17 protein-coding genes are annotated in these 16,540 nt (G+C 67.7%); 15 read left to right on the top strand and 2 right to left on the bottom strand.

From position 1 onward, the window contains the following. Positions 1 to 13: 13 nt before the first annotated feature. From AC5P9I_RS19935 to AC5P9I_RS19915, 5 genes are all read left to right on the top strand, one after another. A complete protein-coding gene (locus AC5P9I_RS19935) occupies positions 14 to 1,975 on the top strand; it encodes an FUSC family protein (protein WP_231353099.1) in 1,962 nt (653 codons plus the stop codon). A 4-nt stretch (positions 1,976 to 1,979) separates the two neighbouring features. Further along, on the top strand, positions 1,980 to 2,189 hold the full coding sequence (locus AC5P9I_RS19930) for a DUF1656 domain-containing protein (protein WP_049469594.1): 210 nt from the start codon (positions 1,980 to 1,982) through the stop codon (positions 2,187 to 2,189). A 1-nt stretch (position 2,190) separates the two neighbouring features. After that, positions 2,191 to 3,075 (top strand): HlyD family secretion protein, encoded by an 885-nt coding sequence (locus AC5P9I_RS19925; protein ID WP_049469591.1) that lies wholly within the window; start codon positions 2,191 to 2,193, stop codon positions 3,073 to 3,075. Beyond that, entirely contained in the window at positions 3,072 to 4,508 is a 1,437-nt protein-coding gene (locus tag AC5P9I_RS19920; RefSeq protein ID WP_049469589.1) for an efflux transporter outer membrane subunit, read from the top strand. Before AC5P9I_RS19925 ends, AC5P9I_RS19920 begins: the two co-directional genes overlap by 4 nt. A 133-nt stretch (positions 4,509 to 4,641) precedes the next feature. Beyond that, positions 4,642 to 4,989 (top strand): RcnB family protein, encoded by a 348-nt coding sequence (locus tag AC5P9I_RS19915; protein ID WP_019659905.1) that lies wholly within the window; start codon positions 4,642 to 4,644, stop codon positions 4,987 to 4,989. A gap of 49 nt (positions 4,990 to 5,038) precedes the next feature. Here AC5P9I_RS19915 and AC5P9I_RS19910 read toward each other — a convergent pair whose 3' ends face one another. Continuing rightward, entirely contained in the window at positions 5,039 to 5,353 is a 315-nt protein-coding gene (locus tag AC5P9I_RS19910) for a hypothetical protein (protein WP_049469586.1), read from the bottom strand. Between the two features lie 681 nt (positions 5,354 to 6,034). Between AC5P9I_RS19910 and AC5P9I_RS19905 the strand changes: the two genes are divergently transcribed. The 6 genes from AC5P9I_RS19905 to AC5P9I_RS19880 all read left to right on the top strand — a co-directional run bounded on the left by AC5P9I_RS19905 (position 6,035) and on the right by AC5P9I_RS19880 (position 11,390). After that, complete coding sequence (locus tag AC5P9I_RS19905; RefSeq protein ID WP_049469580.1) at positions 6,035 to 6,481, top strand: YbbD-related protein; 447 nt, start codon at positions 6,035 to 6,037, stop codon at positions 6,479 to 6,481. Positions 6,482 to 6,516: 35 nt separating this feature from the next. Then, positions 6,517 to 7,047: a Cif family virulence factor gene (locus tag AC5P9I_RS19900; protein ID WP_049469578.1), complete on the top strand. Its 531-nt coding sequence runs from the start codon at positions 6,517 to 6,519 to the stop codon at positions 7,045 to 7,047. A gap of 104 nt (positions 7,048 to 7,151) precedes the next feature. Continuing rightward, a complete protein-coding gene (locus AC5P9I_RS19895; RefSeq protein WP_049469575.1) occupies positions 7,152 to 7,826 on the top strand; it encodes a response regulator transcription factor in 675 nt (224 codons plus the stop codon). After that, complete coding sequence (locus tag AC5P9I_RS19890; RefSeq protein ID WP_049469573.1) at positions 7,823 to 9,064, top strand: sensor histidine kinase; 1,242 nt, start codon at positions 7,823 to 7,825, stop codon at positions 9,062 to 9,064. The genes AC5P9I_RS19895 and AC5P9I_RS19890 overlap by 4 nt, the downstream gene beginning before the upstream one ends. 57 nt (positions 9,065 to 9,121) lie before the next feature. Continuing rightward, complete coding sequence (locus tag AC5P9I_RS19885; RefSeq protein ID WP_049469570.1) at positions 9,122 to 9,508, top strand: diacylglycerol kinase; 387 nt, start codon at positions 9,122 to 9,124, stop codon at positions 9,506 to 9,508. A 73-nt stretch (positions 9,509 to 9,581) separates the two neighbouring features. Then, a complete protein-coding gene (locus tag AC5P9I_RS19880; RefSeq protein WP_049469566.1) occupies positions 9,582 to 11,390 on the top strand; it encodes a phosphoethanolamine transferase in 1,809 nt (602 codons plus the stop codon). Here the strand turns inward: AC5P9I_RS19880 and AC5P9I_RS19875 are convergent. Beyond that, positions 11,294 to 12,217, bottom strand: a complete 924-nt coding sequence (locus AC5P9I_RS19875) for a M14 family metallopeptidase (protein ID WP_088476363.1) — start codon at positions 12,215 to 12,217, stop codon at positions 11,294 to 11,296. The two genes, AC5P9I_RS19880 and AC5P9I_RS19875, sit on opposite strands and share 97 nt — an antisense overlap. Positions 12,218 to 12,362: 145 nt before the next feature. Between AC5P9I_RS19875 and AC5P9I_RS19870 the strand changes: the two genes are divergently transcribed. From AC5P9I_RS19870 to AC5P9I_RS19855, 4 genes are read left to right on the top strand one after another with little or no spacing between them, the layout of a single operon-like run. Then, entirely contained in the window at positions 12,363 to 13,016 is a 654-nt protein-coding gene (locus AC5P9I_RS19870; protein WP_049469560.1) for a DUF3348 family protein, read from the top strand. Positions 13,017 to 13,026: 10 nt separating this feature from the next. Continuing rightward, positions 13,027 to 15,291: a DUF802 domain-containing protein gene (locus AC5P9I_RS19865; RefSeq protein ID WP_049469558.1), complete on the top strand. Its 2,265-nt coding sequence runs from the start codon at positions 13,027 to 13,029 to the stop codon at positions 15,289 to 15,291. After that, positions 15,288 to 15,926, top strand: coding sequence for an OmpA family protein (locus AC5P9I_RS19860; RefSeq protein WP_049469557.1), 639 nt, complete (start codon positions 15,288 to 15,290; stop codon positions 15,924 to 15,926). Before AC5P9I_RS19865 ends, AC5P9I_RS19860 begins: the two co-directional genes overlap by 4 nt. Further along, positions 15,916 to 16,284, top strand: a complete 369-nt coding sequence (locus AC5P9I_RS19855) for a DUF2894 domain-containing protein (RefSeq protein WP_049469554.1) — start codon at positions 15,916 to 15,918, stop codon at positions 16,282 to 16,284. Before AC5P9I_RS19860 ends, AC5P9I_RS19855 begins: the two co-directional genes overlap by 11 nt. The last annotated feature ends 256 nt before the right edge of the window (positions 16,285 to 16,540 follow it).

The following is a 16,540-nucleotide window of genomic DNA, read 5'->3' as shown; positions in this document are numbered from 1 at the left end:
TAGCATGAGCCGCATGCACGCCCCCACCCCTGCCCGTCCCCACGTGTTCCAGGCATTCGCCTGGTTGAAAAGCCCTGCCCTCAGGACCGACCAGGAGGCGGTGCTGTTCTCGCTCAAATGCCTGCTCGCCGCGTCGCTGGGGCTGTATGTCTCTCTAAGGATCGGCCTGAATCGCCCGTTCTGGGTGATCGGGACGGTCTATCTGGTGTCGCAGCCCCTTTCCGGGGCAACACTCAGCCGCGGCCTGTTCCGCCTGCTCGGTACCGTGGGCGGGGCCGTCGCCACCGTCGTGCTGGTGCCACGTTTCGCCAATGCACCCCTGGTGCTGAGCGCCGCGCTTGCGACCTGGATGGCGCTGTGCCTGTACCTGGCGATGCTCGACCGCACGCCACGTGCGTACGCGTTCCTGCTGGCCGGCTATACCACCAGCCTGATCGGGTTTCCTGCGGTGATGGTGCCGGGAGACGTGTTCACCATCGCCATCACGCGGGTGCAGGAAATCGCCATCGGCATCCTGGCGGCTACGCTGGTACATGGGCTGGTGCTGCCGCGCCGGGTCTCGATGCGCGTGCACGCGCGGGTTGCTGCCGTGCTGGATGACGCGGAACGATGGACACGCGACATGCGCGCCGGTGCATCGGACACGGTGCTGGCGACGGACCGCTCGAAAGTGGCCGCCGACCTGCTCGAGCTGCATGTGCTGTCGATCCACCTGCCCTTCGACAGCGCCCACGGCGTGGCCCAGGTGCAGATCCTGCGCGCCCTGCATGACCGGATGCTGGATGTACTGATGCTCTCCAGCGCGGTGGAAGATTCCATCGCACGGCTGCGCTCATCACAGGCCAGCGCCATGGATTCGCCTGGCTGGCGCGAGCTGATGCAGACCGGCCTCGCCGCGCAACAGGCCGAGCTCGACCTCGCCCACGCCGACTGCCGCGTGCTGCAGGCACAACTATGCGCTGCCCGCCCCGGCTGGCGCCGGCATGTACCTGCCCGCCTTGCCCGACATGCGCAGGGTGCGGTACTTCACCGGGATCATCGGCTTGCCCTGCGCAGCGCGCTGGGCGCGTTCGTCGGCATCCTGCTGAGCTGCGTGCTGTGGATCGTTACCGGCTGGTCGGAGGGCGCCACGGCGGTGTCCATCATCGGCACGGCGTGCGTGCTGTTCGGCACGATCGAAGCGCCTGCGCCGCATGTCATGCGCTATCTAGTGGGGTCGTCGATCGGCGTTGCCGTCGGCCTGCTCTACGGTCTGCTGATCTTCCCCGCGTTGTCCGATATCACCGGCCTGATTGCCGCGCTAGCGCCGGTGCTGCTGCTGTGCGGATCGTTCCTGGCCCGGCCATCCTTCATCATGGCTGCGCTGGGCGTGGTGCTCACGTTTCCGCTCATCGCCGGCCTGGGCGCGACCAATACGGTCAACATCGTCGGCGCACTCAACAACAGCGTTGCGTTGTTCATCGGTACGACGGTGGCACTGTGCAGCATGCAGCTGTTCCAGACCGCCGATGCGGGCCGCAACCGCGCTCGGTTGGAGCGTTCGATCCGTCGGGATATCGCACGACACGCCGCCGGACAAGGTGGCGTGGCCCGGGCCTGGCTCAGCCGCATGCTGGATCGCATCGGGCAGCTCGCTCCCCGGTTGCGGAGCCGTTCCAGTGCCGCACACGACCTGCGGGCATTGTTTGCGGACGTGCGCGCGGTACGAGCATCCCGCCAGCTCCGCGCGCTGGAAAAGCGGCTGCACAACCCGCAGGTTCGTGCGCTTCATGCGGCGCTGGTCGAACGCATCGCTGCACATTTCAGGGTACGCGCCCACTCGGCACGCAGTGTCGACATCCATCTTCTGGAACTGCTGGACCGCATGCGCGAGGCCGCGACGGCCAGTAGCGGGGCTGATCGGGATCACCTGTTGCATCTGCTCTGCAGCCTGCGCCGCGACCTGCTGGTACCCGCGCTCACCCATCGGCACTGACCTCATGCTTTCTGATCTTTCCATTGATGGGGTGCTCATTCCAGCACTGCTCGCCGTGGCGGTGGCCGCGCTGGTGCTGTCGGTGCTGACCTCACGTCTGCTCGCCAGCCTGGGCCTGTACCGGTGGTTCGCCGCGCGGCCTCTGGTGGGCCTGTCCCTGTTCGTGATCCTGGCGGAGCTGATGATCCGGCTCGCGCCCCTGCTCGAGAAATGAAATGAAACACCTGCTTGCTGTCATCGGGCGCTGGAGCGCCACACTGGGCGTGTGCGCACTTGCTGCCGTCGCCGCGCTTTCCCTCTGGAGTCGTTACGAAATGCGCCCGTGGACGCGGGACGGGCGGGTGCGCGCCGATGTGGTGCGCGTTGCATCAGACATGGGGGGGCTGGTGACCCAGGTGCGGGTGCACGACAACCAGCGGGTCAGCGCCGGACAACTGCTGCTGGTGCTCGATCAACCGCGCTTCGCTGCCGCACTTGAGAAGGCCGACGCAGCGGTCAGCAGCGCACGCGCCACGCTGGCGCTGGCCCGCCGCGAATCGATGCGGGACAACGCACTGGGCAACCTGGTCGCCTCGGAAACACGCGAACGCAATGCCGCCAAGGTCGACACCGAGCTGGCCGCCCTGGCGCAGGCACGGGCCGAACAGCGCGTTGCCCAACTCAACGTGCAACGCACCGAGGTGCGCGCGAGCACCGACGGCATCGTCACCAACCTGGACCTGCATGCGGGCGATTACCTGCAACCGGGCGCGCAGGCGCTGGCGCTGATCGACACCGGCAGCCTGCGTATCGAGGGCTACTTCGAGGAAACCAAGCTGGGCTGCATCACCGAGGGCGATGCCGCGGTGGCGCGGCTGATGGGCGACGCCCGCGATGTCCGCGGACACGTGGAGACCATCGCCGCCGGCATTGCCGACGATCAGCGCTCGAGCACGCACAACCTGCTGCCTGCCGTGGCACCGACCTATACCTGGGTCAGGCTGGCCCAGCGCATTCCGGTACGCATCCGTATCGACGATGCGCCGGCGGATACCCGCCTGATCGTGGGTCGCACCGCGAGTGTCACCATCACGCCCTCGGCACAGGGAGCCTGTAAGTGAGCGTGCGAACAGTGCGTGGTGGGCTGCTTGCCCTGCTGCTGCCGATGACGGCCTGCGTCTCCGGCCCCAACTATCACCTGCCTGCGAATGCCGTCGCGGCCTCCCCCCAGGCGGCGCGGCCGTTCATCTCGGGCCAGGACGCATCGTTCAGCCGCGACGTGCCTCCGGATCGGTGGTGGCAGCTGTATGGCGACCCGCAGCTTGACGCCTATGTAGGCGAAGCACTGGCAGCCAATACCGATCTGCGCGCCGCCGATGCCAACCTCCGGCGCGCCAGCGCCACCGTGCTGGAGTACCGCGCGCGCGGGGCCGTGCAAGCCGACGTGGATGCATCGGGCACGCTCACCCATGCCGGTGGCTACACCCAGGCGTCGGCCGCGCCGCAGTCGTATGTGCTGGGCCTTCACCTCTCCTATCCACTGGATCTTGCAGGTGGCATCCGCCGCGGTATCGAAGCCGCCAACGCGGACGCGGAGGCCGTCGCTGCGGCACGGGACCAGGTCCGCGTGGTCGTCGCTGCAGCCGTCACCCGGGCCTATCTCCAGGTGTGCACCCGCAATCACACGCTCACTGCAACCCGGCAGGTGCTGGCGATACAGCACGCCACGCTGGAGGCAACCCGTCGCCTGGCTGCAGGCGGGCGTGGAACGGACTTCGATGTCAGCCGTGCCGGCGCCGCGGTCAACCGCAGCGCGGCGGCGGTACCGCACCTGCTGGCGGAGCGCCAGGCCGCACTGTTCGAGCTGGCCGCACTGATGGGCAGGGTCCCGGCAGACTATCCCAGGGAGGCGGAAGCCTGCCCCCAGCCCCCTGAGCTGGAGCAGGCGCTGCCGGTCGGTGACGGCTGGCAGCTGCTCCAGCGGCGCCCCGACATACGTGCCGCCGAGCGCAGCCTTGCGGCGGCCACGGCGATGATCGGCGTAGAGACCGCAGACCTTTATCCGCGGGTCACCTTGGGCGGTTCCCTGGGTACAGCGGGCACGCGGCGTCAGCTGCTTTCGGCCGACGGTTTCGGGGTGAGCGTCGGGCCACTGCTCTCATGGCACTGGCCCAACCGCCGCGTGGCCAAGGCCCGCATCGCGGCGGCCGGCGCCAATGCAGAGGCCACTCTTGCTGCTTTCGACGGCGTCGTGCTGCAGGCCCTGCGCCAGACCGAGACCGCGCTTTCTGCCTGCACGCAGGAGCTTGAACGCGAGCGCAGCCTGGCGCAGGCGCGTGGGGATGCCGAGCGGGCCGCCGGGCAGGCACAGCAACTGTACCGTTACGGCAAGATCGATTTCCTCGACGTGCTTTCGGCCCAGGCCGCGCTGGCAGATGCGGAGTCCGCACTGGCCGCCTCGCGCGCGCAGCGGGTCGACCGTCAGATGGATGTGTTCCTGTCACTGGGGGGCGGTTGGGCTGCAGGGGCCATCGCCGTTGGTGCGGCCCGCTGACGTCGTCTTCGCAGCCGCAGCCGCTCCCCGATCTGTTCATGAAAGCCCTGTCCACACCCGTATTCATTCACGCAGCCTGCCCTATATTCGCGCTCACAGCGCCGCATATCGCGGCCATGACGGAGGCATCCCGATGACATCCATACGTCTTCTTGCCATTGCCGTGGGCTCGGCCGCAGCACTCGCCGTAGCGCCCGCCTTCGCCGATCCGCCGCACCATGCCCGCGGCAACGGCCCGCCGCCGCACGCAGGCGGCCCGCACCACCGCGATGCGCCGCCGCCGGGTTGGCAGAAGAAGGCCTGGCGTCGTGGCGAGCGCCTGCCGTGGGCCGAAGTGGACCGCCGCTACTGGGTAGACGATTACGCGCGCTATCACCTGCGGGAGCCGGGCCGCGACCGGCGCTGGGTGCGCCAGTCCGACAACGAGTACCTGTTGGTGGAGATCGCCACCGGCTTGATTGTCGACGCCCTGCATCGTTGAAGCGACCTGCAACGTCCCACGCGGAGCGATCTGCCTCGGTGCAGACACCTTACGACCGGGGCCGCCCCGGTCGGCGGTGTCTGCGCCCACGGCGCCCCGCCCGCCTCCGCGGCCCGCCATGCAGGCCCTCCCGCAGCGCGATATACCCGCACATCAGCGCTGTGGCAAATAGCCCCATCGCCACCAGTATTTCGAATCCCCGATGACCAAAGAGCAGGCGGATGGAGGTCTCCAGTGAGCACAGCCTGCCGCAGCGCAGACCGTGCTCGTTGAAGCCATGGATGAGCACCAGTACACCCATCAGCCCGCACCACGCCATCAGGGCCAGGCTTGCGATGAAGATGAAAGGTCGTTGGATACGCATGCGCTCGTCGCGATCTTCTACGGTGATGTCCAGCGCGACGTTGCGAGCACGCGATCGGAAGCATCCAGCTCTACCGACCAAGCTTGGGTACCCAGGCCCAGCCGGTTCTCATACCACCATCGCTGCGCACAGCGACCACTGCATCCACGGCTGGCATAGCGGGTAAAGGGAGCACCGGCGTGCTCCACCACGTCAGGGTGCCCCAGCGCCCGCAGTACCTCGGCCCTGCTCGCCCCGACCGGGACCGAGGCAAGCGCGTGGGAATGCCACGCTGAGATCGCCGAGCAACCGGCCACGTACGCCACGAACAGGCCGGCCAGTCCCCACATCAGTGTCCTCATTGACAGATCCCCTCCTGCGCCGCGCGCCCGCGCATCATCCGCGCAGACGCTCTTCGACGTCAAACCTCAACGACGAGCGGACCTGTTGCAGCGCCCGGCAACCGTGCTAGCGTGCGCCGACCGATGATTCAGGATGAACGCAGGGACACCCATCGATGGCAGGCAAGCGCCGGAAGGACAGGATCACGCAGGAGCACGGTCTGTTCGTGAAGCGGTACGGGCCCAAGGGCAGCGCCATGCCGAATCCAGCGACCGGCCCTGCGACTGGAACTGCGAGAGCGGCTCATGCGTCTGGCGCCAGAAGAGCGGGTCAGGATGCTCCCCGGTGAGGACGACAACGATGATCAGCCCTGGAGGAGTGATCCGGCGCGCCATCTTCGTGACGCTCTGCAGTGTACTGTGCGCCTGCGGCCTGGTGATGGACAGTTCGTTCGACACGCTGCGCGAGGCGCTCGATTCCGACATGGTGAACAAGGGATGGATTCCCGGCTGGGTGCCGCAAGCGGCGACCGACCTGCGGGAGGTACATGACCTCGACTCGAACACCAGCGCGCTGGCCTTCACCAAACCCCCTGCGGTATCACTGCAGCTGCCTGCGGATTGCCAGGCAACGACATTCAGTAGCAGCGATCCTGTTGCGTTCGATCGATACTGGTGGCCGGGCGACTGGACGCTCAAGTCGTCGTACCGCGTCTTTCGCTGCGCGCCCGAATCCGGAAAATCAGTCTTCGTCGCCATCAACAGGACCGAAGACCACGTGCTCTTCTGGCGAACCTACGCGCGGTGATGCGCCAGCGCCCCCCTATTCCTCCCCAGGACCCCATGATGCCCAACGCACGAGCACGCTTCGCTGCCCTCGCCCTCTTCCTCCCGGCGTGCTTGCCGGCCCACGCCGCAAAGGACGCCCCTGCCGACGTCGAGGCGATCAAACAGGTGGTCGAATCCTTCCGTACCTCGCTGATCAACAAGGACAAGCCGACCTACATGAGCCTGTTCTTCTCTGATAAACCGGAAGACATCGGCTGGCAGTACGTTTCCGAGGATGTGCGCCTGCAGGACATCCGCAGGGCCAAGCCCGATGCGATCAAGGCACGGCAGATTCCCGCCAACAACTTCATCGCACTGATCGACGGGGCGGTGGCCTCGCCGAAGCCGAAAGAAGAGACATTCTCCAACACGAAGATCGAGACGGATGGCGATGTGGCCTCGGTGTCGTTCGACTACAGCTTCCACGACGATGGGGTGAAGACCAACTGGGGCAAGGAAATGTGGCAGCTGATCCGCACCGAACAAGGCTGGAAGATCTTTTCGGTGATCTATTCGATCCGCGATTCACGCAGCCCGGCCGAGTGAACGTCGCTGGATGGCGCCGAGCGCCGATTGCGATCCATTCAGCCAGCGCATTGGCAATCAGCCAGTGATCGGGCAGAGTTCGGCCACGCGCAAGGACGCATGCCATGACCCGCCTGCTGATCATCGAAGACAACCCCGAGCTGGTTGCCAACCTGTATGCCTTCTTTGAACCGCTGGGCTACGTGCTGGACGACGCCCGCGACGGCGCCAGCGGACTGCGCCGGGCCACGCAGCACGACTACGACGCCATCCTGCTGGACCTGATGCTGCCGCGCCTGGACGGCATGACGTTGTGCCAGAAGCTGCGCCAGGAGTTCCAGAACCCGGTGCCGATCCTGATGCTGACCGCGCGCGACCCGGTGGATGACCGGGTGCAGGGCCTCGCCCTGGGCGCGGATGACTACCTGGTCAAGCCGTGCTCGCTGAAGGAACTGGACGCGCGGATCAAGGCCCTGGTACGACGCGCGCAGGGTCGCCAGGTCGACAGCGTGCTGGCGTGGAAGGACCTGCAGGTGGACACGCGCTCACCACAGGCCTGGCGGCAAGGCCGCTGCATCGCGCTGACGCCCACGTCGCACAAGCTGCTGATGTGCCTGGTGCGTGCGGCGCCCGCGGTGGTCCGCAAGCAGGAGATGGAGTATCTGGTCTGGGGCGACGAACCACCGGACAGCGGCGCGCTGCGAACCCACATCCATGAGCTGCGCCTGCTGGTGGACCGCAGCTTCGACACCGCGCTGATCAACACGGTACACAGCGTCGGCTGGCGCATGCAGGCGTGAGCCCTGCGTCCCTCTACCGCCGCCTGAGCCTGCGCACCCGCATCACGATCTCGTTCGTGCTGTTGATGGCCGGTGCCATGGGGTTCATCGTGCTGGCCGAGCAGGTCGACTACGACCAGGTCCGGGCCGCCGTCGTTGCGCGGACCCAGCACAGCGAAGTGCAGCGGCTGCAGGCCGCGCTGGCCCGGGGCCAACGCCCCGCCCTGCCAGCGGGGACCCGGTTGTACGATGCCGATGACGTGCCCGCTGTGCTGCGCCAGTACGGCCCGGGCCATCACGGCGAAGAGGCGCCCAACGAGTGGCACTTGAGCGTCTTCGACAGCGGCGGCCAGCGCTACTACCTGCTGCAGGACGCAGCGCACTATGCCTATCTGGAACATCTGATCAATGCCTTCGCCGCGCTGGTCATTTCGATCTGCGTGCTCGGTGCCTTCCTGATCGGCCGCAAGGTCGCGACCCACGTCATCGCGCCCATCACCCGATTGGCCGATGCGGTGCAGGACGGCCACAAGCCCTTTCCCTACCAGGACGCACGCGATGAGATCGGCGTGCTCGCGCGCGCCTTTGCCCGCCATAGTGACGAGCTCGAACGGTTCCTGCAGCGCGAACAGTGCTTCAGCGGCGACGCCAGCCACGAGCTGCGCACGCCCTTGGCCATCATCGGTGGTGCTGCCGAGACGCTGGCCTGCCAGTTGCCGCCCGACAGCCACCTGGTTCCCAGCGCCGAGCGCATCCTGCGCACCACCCAGGAGATGCAGCGCCAGCTGTCCTGCCTGCTGCTGCTCTCGCGTGCCCCCGGCACCGTGCCGCGCAATGAAGTGGCCCTGCGCCCGTTGATCGAAGCCTGCATGGAACGCTGCCAGCCCTGGCTTTCCGGCAAGCCCGTGATCGTTGCGTTTGATGCCCGGCATGACGCCGTGCTGGTCACCAACGCGGATCTGGCGCACAGCATCCTGTGGAATCTGCTGCGCAACGCCTGCCAGTACACCGAAAACGGCGAAGTGCGGATCACCCTCCACGACACCGCACTCATCGTCGCTGACACCGGACCCGGCCTGCCCTCCAGCATCGATCCACGGCAGTTCCAGCGCTTCGTGCCCAGTGGCGTGCACAGTGGCGAAGGGCTGGGGCTGTCGATCGTGCAGCGGATCGTCGAGCATCTGGGCTGGACGATGACCGTGGAATCCACCGGGCAGGGGTGCCGGTTCACCCTGCGCTGGCCCTGCCCCCGCATCTGACGGATTCCTGACATCGGGCTGCACATGCTCGGGGTTGCTCCCCGCTCTGGATACGGCATGCAGCATCCCAAGGACAGCGGCAAGTACCCGCACGGCAAGACCGGACTGAGCCGCGTCTTCCACACCCTCATCCATTCGCGCGATGGCTTCATCGCCACCTTTCGCGGCGAGGCGGCATTCCGCCAGTTGTTGCTGCTGCACGCACTGCTGATGGCGGCCGCGTTCGTGCTGGACATCAGCACGGTCGAGCGGGCGCTGGTGCTGGCGGTCTGTTTCATCAGCCTTCTGGTGGAACTGCTGAATTCCGCGATTGAGGCCGTGGTTGATCGCATCTCGCTGGAGCAGCATCCGCTGTCCAAGAACGCCAAGGACATGGGCAGCGCCGCGCAGACCACCGCGTTGTTGATGGTCGGTGCGGTGTGGGGCGTGATCCTGCTGGGCTAGCCCGGCAATCCTGACAACTTCCTGATAAAGCCGTTTCGATACTGCGCGCACTCCTGTTCCGCGGAACCTGCTCGTGCGTCAATGCCTCCGTTTCCCACGGCCCCATCCGATCGTTCTGGTCTGGGCCGCCGCACTGTTCTTCGCCACGATTGGAAACATCGCCCTCTGGAAGACGCTGTGGGGGCTGATCGACCTCAACAGCCTGCACAGCGTGCTGTTCCTGGCCAGCCTGCCGCCGCTGCTGTTCTGCCTGTTCAACCTGCTGCTGACGCCGTTGCTGGCACTCCCCTTCGTGCGCAAGCCGCTGCTGGTGGTGCTGGTCGTCGTCAGCGCCGCGTGCAGCTACTTCATGCTGCACTACAACGTGCTGATCGACCGCAGCATGGTGCAGAACGTGTTCGAAACCAATCAGGCCGAACTGAACGCCTATCTCTCGCTACCGCTGCTGCTCACGCTGCTGGCGCTGGGCGTGCTGCCGGCCACCGCGCTGGTCCTGCTGCGCACCACGCGCCGAGCGGCCTCGCTGCGTTCCCTGCTGGTGTGGCCGGCCAATGTCCTGGCGTCGTTGGTGGTGCTGCTGGTGATCGGCTTTGGGTTCTACAAGGACTATTCCTCACTGCTGCGCAACAACCGCTACATCCGCGACCAGGTGCTGCCGTTGAACGTGCTGCGCCATACCCACGGCTACCTGAAAAGCCGCTACAGCACCCGCCAGCAACCGCTGCGCACGATCGCCATGGACGCACGGCGCACCGCGGGGCCACGGCCCAGGCTGGTGGTCATGGTGGTCGGTGAAACCGCACGGTCACAGAACTTCCAGCTGAACGGCTACCCGCGCGCGACCAACCCGCGGCTGTCGCGCAGCGACGGCGTCATCAGCTTCAATGATGTCTCCTCGTGTGGCACCGCAACGGCCATCTCGGTGCCGTGCATGTTCTCGCAGATGACCCGCCAGCAATACGACGACGTCCGCGCGGCGACCGAGGAGAACGTGCTCGACATCCTGCAGCGTACCGGCGTCGGCGTGCTCTGGCGCAACAACAACAATGGCGGCTGCAAGGGCGTGTGCGAGCGCGTACCGACCGAGGACATGCCTGCACTCAAGGTGGCCGGCCAGTGCGTCAACACCGACGGCACCTGCTACGACGACGTACTGCTGCATCAGCTCGGCGCACGCATCGACGCGATCAACGGCGATGCCCTGGTCGTGCTGCATCAGCTTGGCAGCCACGGGCCCACCTACTTTGAACGGTATCCCGCAGCGTCGCGGGCCTTCAGCCCGACCTGCGACAGCAACCAGATCCAGCACTGCAGCAACGAGGCACTGGTCAACACGTATGACAACACCCTGGTGCATACCGACCGGGTGCTGGCGGAGACCATCGACCTGCTGCGGGGCTATTCGGACCACCGCGACGTTGCGCTGATCTATGTCTCCGACCATGGTGAGTCGCTCGGCGAACGCGGCATGTACCTGCATGGCACGCCTTACTTCATCGCCCCGCGCGAACAGACCCAGGTGCCGATGGTGATGTGGTTCTCAACGGAATTCAGCCGCAACGCGGGCCTGGACATGGGCTGCCTGGGCGGGAATGCGCTGCACCGCGCGTACAGCCATGACAACGTGTTCCATTCCCTGCTGGGCCTGTTCGGTGTCAGCAGCGCCGTATACCAGCGCGAACGCGATGTGTTCGCCGGCTGCCGGGCGACGACCGCCGCGCCACTCGCCACTGCGCCGGCAGAGCGGCACCGGCTGATGCCGGTCACCGCCCGGAACGTGGCGCGTTACTGTGCGGCCAGGGCGAAATCCAGGCCGGCGCACACCGCAACCACCTGGGCGTCGTTGCATTCCTGCGGGTTGGTGCGCGGGCTGTCCGGGTAGACCTCGGTGGTGGTGGCAAAGCGCGCATCGGTGAAGCCGGCGCAGGCACCGATCGAACGCGACTCACCCCAGACCACGCCCGGCGACTGCAACGGCAGGCCGACCAGGTTGCCCTCGGCGTCGGCCGGAGCGATATGGGTGACCGGGGCGACCGCGGCGATCAGGGCCTTCTGGAACTCGGCCTGCGGATCTTCACTGTTGCCGATCACGTAGAAGCCGTCCGGAATGGTGTCGCGCTCGAACGGCTTGCCGTCGCGGGCGCAACGGGCCGGATCGAACTCGTGCAGGTCGCTGTCGGTGGTCTCGTGCAGGTCCAGGTGCACCAGCAGGTTCGGCTTGCGCTCGGCCACCCAGCGCATCAGCGCGGCCGCTTCCTCGATCTGGCCGCCATCACGGAAGCTGCGGTTGGGGTCGATCGCATCCGGGTTCCAGCGCTGGATGCGCTCATAGCCCCATGGGCTGACGCACGGCGCCACGATCAGGTTCAGCCGGCCCAGGTAGCGCTCGGCCTGCTGTTCCAGGAACTGCAGGGCACCGTGCACGCCGCTGGTCTCATAGCCGTGCACGCCGCCGGTGATCAGCGCGGTCGGCAGCGCCGGGTTCCAGTCATGGTTGACCACCGCGAACAGTGGGTAGTGGTCCGGCGCATAGTCCAGCTGGCCGTACTGGATCACGTCGAAGACGCTGTCGTCCAGCCGCTCAAGGGCCGCCACCACATCCTCCTGGTAGCTGCGCTGGCGCTGCTGGCGCGCCCGCCACTGTGCGCGTTCCGCGTCGCCCCAGGGCTGTCCGGGGGTGCCGATCGGGTAGAACTGCGCAACAGTCATGGGGTACTCCAGGGGTCGAACGGGATGGGTGCAGCCGGACATTCTAAGCCCTGTCGCGCCTGCGGGTGCCCTGCCCCGGCCGCGCCTTCATCCAGGCGGGTTCATCTGGTTGTAAAATCAACGGTTTTTGGCCCCTCACCCCTTGATGGCGAACGCAGCGCAGCCGGTCCTGGGTGGACCGGAGTTCCTCCGCCTGCTCGCCCGTCTCAGCGACGGCGCGATGCCGGCCACCAGTCCCGCCCTGACCGATCGCCTCGGCCAGTGGGTGGACTGGAGCCGTGCCGTGGCCCTGTCCGGGGCGCTGGGTGGACGCCTGCCCGAGCCGGGCGAGGCCAGCGAAGCGGTCGACGATGTGCTGGCCGACTGCGCCCACGCCCACGCCAGCTTGCGGGCCTCGATCAGCGAGGATGCCGAGGCCGAGCGCCTGCTGGACCTGGCCGAAGCCGCCGCTGCACCCAACTTTGCCTCGCTGCGCCAGCGCTACCGGGTGCTGCAGCAGGCCATCCAGACCGCCACCGGGCGCCTGCGCGGCCGCCTGCGCGACCAGCTGGTGCAGGTTTCGCCCGAGCTGGCGCGGCTGGCCGAGGTCGATGCGGTGATGGAACAGACCCTCACCCCGCGCGAGCACAGCCTGCTGGCCACGGCGCCGGCCGTGCTCGGCGCCCGTTTTGACCGCGTGCACGGCCAGCCCGGCTGGCGCGCGGCCTTCCGCCATGACATGCGCACGCTGCTGCTTGCCGAGCTGCAGCTGCGCTTCCACCCGATCGAAGGGCTGCAAGCCGCCCTGCGCTCCCACTGACCGGAACACCATGTCCAGAACTGCTTTCCATGTCGTTGTTTTCCTTGTCGGCCTGCTGGCCGTGTGCTGGATCGGCATCGGCTACGTTTCGGTGCATCCGCTGGGTGCAGCGGTGGCGGCGATCATCGCGGCCTGCTACATCGCCGGCGGCGTGGAGCTGTACCGCTACCGCCAGGCCAGCAACGGCCTGCGCAGCGCACTGAGCGATCTGTCCAGCGCGAAGGAGAGCCTTGCCGCCTGGTTGGAACGCGTGCCGCTGGGCCTGCGCAACGCCGTGCGCCTGCGCGTGGAGGGCGAGCGCACTGCTCTGCCCGCACCCGTGCTGACCCCCTACCTGGTCGGCCTGCTGGTGCTGCTGGGCATGCTCGGCACCCTGCTGGGCATGATGGACACGCTACGTGGCACCGGCCTGGCCCTGCAGAGCGCCACCGACATGGCCGCCATCCGCGGCTCGCTGGCCTCGCCGGTGCAGGGCCTGGCGGTGGCATTCGGTACCTCGATCGCGGGCGTGGCCAGCTCGGCCATGCTCGGCCTGTTGGCCGCCCTGCTGCGCCGCGACCGCCTGCAGGCCGTGCAGCAGCTGGACCGCGCCATTGCCGGCGACCTGCACCCGTATTCGCAGGCCTGGCAGCGCGCCGAATCGCTGCGCCTGCTGCAGGCACAGTCCGCGGCGCTGCCGGCGCTGGTCGACCGCCTGCAGGCGATGACCAGCACCTTTGAACAGCACAGTGCGGTCGCCAATGAGCGCCTGCTGGCCGGCCAGGCCGAGTTCCTGGCCCAGAGCCAGGCCCTGCAGGAACGCCTGGCCGTCTCGCTGCAGCAGTCGCTGCGCGAAGGTGCCGAAGCCAGTGCCGCTGCCATCGGTGGTGCGCTGCAGCCGATGGCCGAAACCACGCTGGCCGGCCTGGCCGAGCACGGCGAAGCTCTGCATGCCCGTGTCGAGCAGGCCGTGCAGCAGCAGCTGGCTGGCTTGAGCGAGGGTTTCGAGCGCAGCCGCGTCGCCACCGAGGCCAGCTGGGCCAAGGTGGTGAGCGAGCAGACACAGGCACAGCAGTCGCTGGTCAGTGAACTGCGCCAGCACCTGCAAGCCTTCAGCGAGAGCCAGGGCACGCACGCCGAAGCGCTGGTGGCGCGCATCGGCGAGCGCCTGCACGCCGATGCACAGGGCAATGCAGAGGCCTTGCGCGCCGCCGCCGAGCAGCAGCAGGCCCTGAACGCCGCGCTGGTCGAGCGCCAGCAGCAGGCGCTGCTCGCAGCCGGCCAGCAGCTGGACGAGCACGCGCAGGCGTTGCTGCAGGCACTGGCCCAGCACCACTGCGCCAGCCAGTCCCTGCTGCAGGACCACGAGCAGCAGCGCTCGCAGGAGTGGCAGGCCGCGCAGGCCGGCGTCGCCACCGCGCACGCCGAGCTGCAGGCCAGCCTGGACAGCCGCGAACAGCAGCGCCAGGCGCGCTGGGATGCGGTCAGTGCCGAACTGCAGCAGGCCCACGCCACCCTGCAGGCGCAGGTGCAGGCCGGCGACGAACAGCGCCTGCAGCGCTGGAGCGATACCTTGCAGCATGTTTCCACCGAGCTGGCCGCGCGCCTGCAGGCCAACGGCGAACGCCTGGCCGCGCAGCAGCAGCAGGTCTGCGACACGCTGGCGGCCACCGCACAGCAGATCGGCGAGAACGGTCGCGCGCAGGCCAGTGCCACGCTGGCCGAGGTGTCTACCCTCCTGCAGACCGCCGCGGCCGCGCCGAAGGCTGCCGCCGATGTCATCAACGAGCTGCGCAGCACGCTGTCCGAAAGCCTGGTGCGCGACAACGCAATGCTGGAAGAACGCGGTCGCCTGCTGGCCACCGTGCAGACGCTGCTCGATGCGGTCAACCATGCGTCGCACGAACAGCGCACCGCCGTGGACGCGCTGGTCGGTGGCTCGGCCGAGTTGCTGGAACGCGTCGGCAACCGCTTCACCGACCATATCGCTGCCGAGACCGGCAAGCTGGACGGCATCGCCGCCGCGCTCAACGGCAGCGCTGCCGAAGTGGGCCAGCTGGCCGGCACCTTCGGCGAAGCCGTCGCGCAGTTCGGCGCCGCCGCCACCGCGTTGTCCGGCCGCCTGGAAGAGATCGGTGGCGCCCTGGATGCCTCGCTGGCCCGCAGCGATGAACAGCTGGCCTACTACGTGGCGCAGGCGCGCGAAGTGGTCGATCTCAGCCTGCTGTCGCAGAAACAGGTAATGGAAGAACTGCAGCAGCTGGCCGCGCGCCGCGGCAAGGCCGGCAGCGCATGAGCGACGAGCTGGAGGTCGACGGCGGCTCGCATGCCCCGATCTGGGCCGCCTTCGGCGACCTGATGTCGGTGCTGCTGGGCGCGTTCGTGCTGATCCTGGTCGGCGTGGTCGCGGTGCAGCTGGAGCTGTCGCAGCGGCTGGACCAGGAAGTGAAACAGCGCCAGGCCGAAGCCAAGCGCCTGCAGACGCTGGAACAGGCGCTGGCTGGACCTCTGGCCGCCGGCCGCGTGACGCTGGTGGATGGCCGCATCGGCATCAGCGGCAGCGTGCTGTTCGCGCTGAACTCCGACCAGCTGCAACCCGAAGGCCAGGAGCTGCTGCGCAGCCTGGCCGCGCCGCTGGCCGCGTACCTGGGCAGCCGCGAGGAAATCCTGATGGTCAGCGGCTTCACCGATGACGCGCCGGTGCGCGAAGGCAATCGTCGTTTCGCCGACAACTGGGAGCTGTCCGCGCAGCGATCGCTGACCGTGACGCGTACGCTCATCGCCGATGGCGTGCCGGCCGACGCCGTGTTCGCCGCCGCATTCGGCAGCGAGCAGCCGGTCAGTTCCAATGCCAATGAGGAAGGCCGAGCGCGCAACCGTCGCGTCGAGATCGCGCCGATTCCCAAGCCCAAGGTCGCGGATGCCAAGTAAGCCGCCAGCACTGGAGGGCCTGCGCGCACTGGTGCGTGATCTCGATGCGGGGTCGCGCTCGCTGCCGCATTACCCGCAGGTGCCGATGCTGCAGCAGGTGCAGCGCGAGTGGTCGGAGCTGCGCAGCGAACTGCAGGTGCGCCGCTCCCTGCGCACCGAAGCCCCCGCCGACGGCGGCCCGCTGAACTCGGCGGTGCTGGTGCAGCGCATGCTGGATACGATGCAGGCCACCAGCCCCGGCTACCTGCGCCACTTCATCGACTACGTGGACACGTTGTCCTGGCTGCAGGCACTGCAGGATGGCGCCGCCAGCGGCGGTGATACCGCAAAGCCGAAACGGACACGCAAGCCGCGCTGAACATTCACTGGTAGTGCCGGCCGCTGGCCGGCAGCCACGCATCTCTGCGCGGGTCATGTGGTTGCCGGCCAGCGGCCGGCACTACCATCGCGGATGCTCTGTGCGCCGGAACGCGATCTGCGCGGCGCTTCGGTTCTGCTGTGGTAGTGCCGGCCGCTGGCCGGCATCACATCCAGGCCGACCACGGCCGAAGCGCGCACGCGGTGCTGAACAGCGAATGTCGGTGCCGAACATTGATTGGTAGTGCCGGCCGCTG

The organism is Stenotrophomonas sp. YJH_SMC_29 (genome assembly GCF_059371235.1).
This window is presented reverse-complemented; position numbering and strand designations above follow the sequence as displayed.

Excerpts from the sequence above, each read along its gene's own strand:
- AC5P9I_RS19910 (WP_049469586.1), bottom strand. The coding sequence starts at position 5,353 with ATGCGTATCCAACGACCTTTCATCTTCATCGCAAGCCTGGCCCTGATG.
- AC5P9I_RS19935 (WP_231353099.1), top strand. The coding sequence starts at position 14 with ATGCACGCCCCCACCCCTGCCCGTCCCCACGTGTTCCAGGCATTCGCC.
- AC5P9I_RS19870 (WP_049469560.1), top strand. The coding sequence starts at position 12,363 with ATGGCGAACGCAGCGCAGCCGGTCCTGGGTGGACCGGAGTTCCTCCGC.
- AC5P9I_RS19895 (WP_049469575.1), top strand. The coding sequence starts at position 7,152 with ATGACCCGCCTGCTGATCATCGAAGACAACCCCGAGCTGGTTGCCAAC.
- AC5P9I_RS19900 (WP_049469578.1), top strand. The coding sequence starts at position 6,517 with ATGATGCCCAACGCACGAGCACGCTTCGCTGCCCTCGCCCTCTTCCTC.
- AC5P9I_RS19885 (WP_049469570.1), top strand. The coding sequence starts at position 9,122 with ATGCAGCATCCCAAGGACAGCGGCAAGTACCCGCACGGCAAGACCGGA.
- AC5P9I_RS19930 (WP_049469594.1), top strand. The coding sequence starts at position 1,980 with ATGCTTTCTGATCTTTCCATTGATGGGGTGCTCATTCCAGCACTGCTC.
- AC5P9I_RS19915 (WP_019659905.1), top strand. The coding sequence starts at position 4,642 with ATGACATCCATACGTCTTCTTGCCATTGCCGTGGGCTCGGCCGCAGCA.
- AC5P9I_RS19865 (WP_049469558.1), top strand. The coding sequence starts at position 13,027 with ATGTCCAGAACTGCTTTCCATGTCGTTGTTTTCCTTGTCGGCCTGCTG.
- AC5P9I_RS19860 (WP_049469557.1), top strand. The coding sequence starts at position 15,288 with ATGAGCGACGAGCTGGAGGTCGACGGCGGCTCGCATGCCCCGATCTGG.
- AC5P9I_RS19855 (WP_049469554.1), top strand. The coding sequence starts at position 15,916 with ATGCCAAGTAAGCCGCCAGCACTGGAGGGCCTGCGCGCACTGGTGCGT.
- AC5P9I_RS19875 (WP_088476363.1), bottom strand. The coding sequence starts at position 12,217 with ATGACTGTTGCGCAGTTCTACCCGATCGGCACCCCCGGACAGCCCTGG.
- AC5P9I_RS19925 (WP_049469591.1), top strand. The coding sequence starts at position 2,191 with ATGAAACACCTGCTTGCTGTCATCGGGCGCTGGAGCGCCACACTGGGC.
- AC5P9I_RS19905 (WP_049469580.1), top strand. The coding sequence starts at position 6,035 with ATGATCAGCCCTGGAGGAGTGATCCGGCGCGCCATCTTCGTGACGCTC.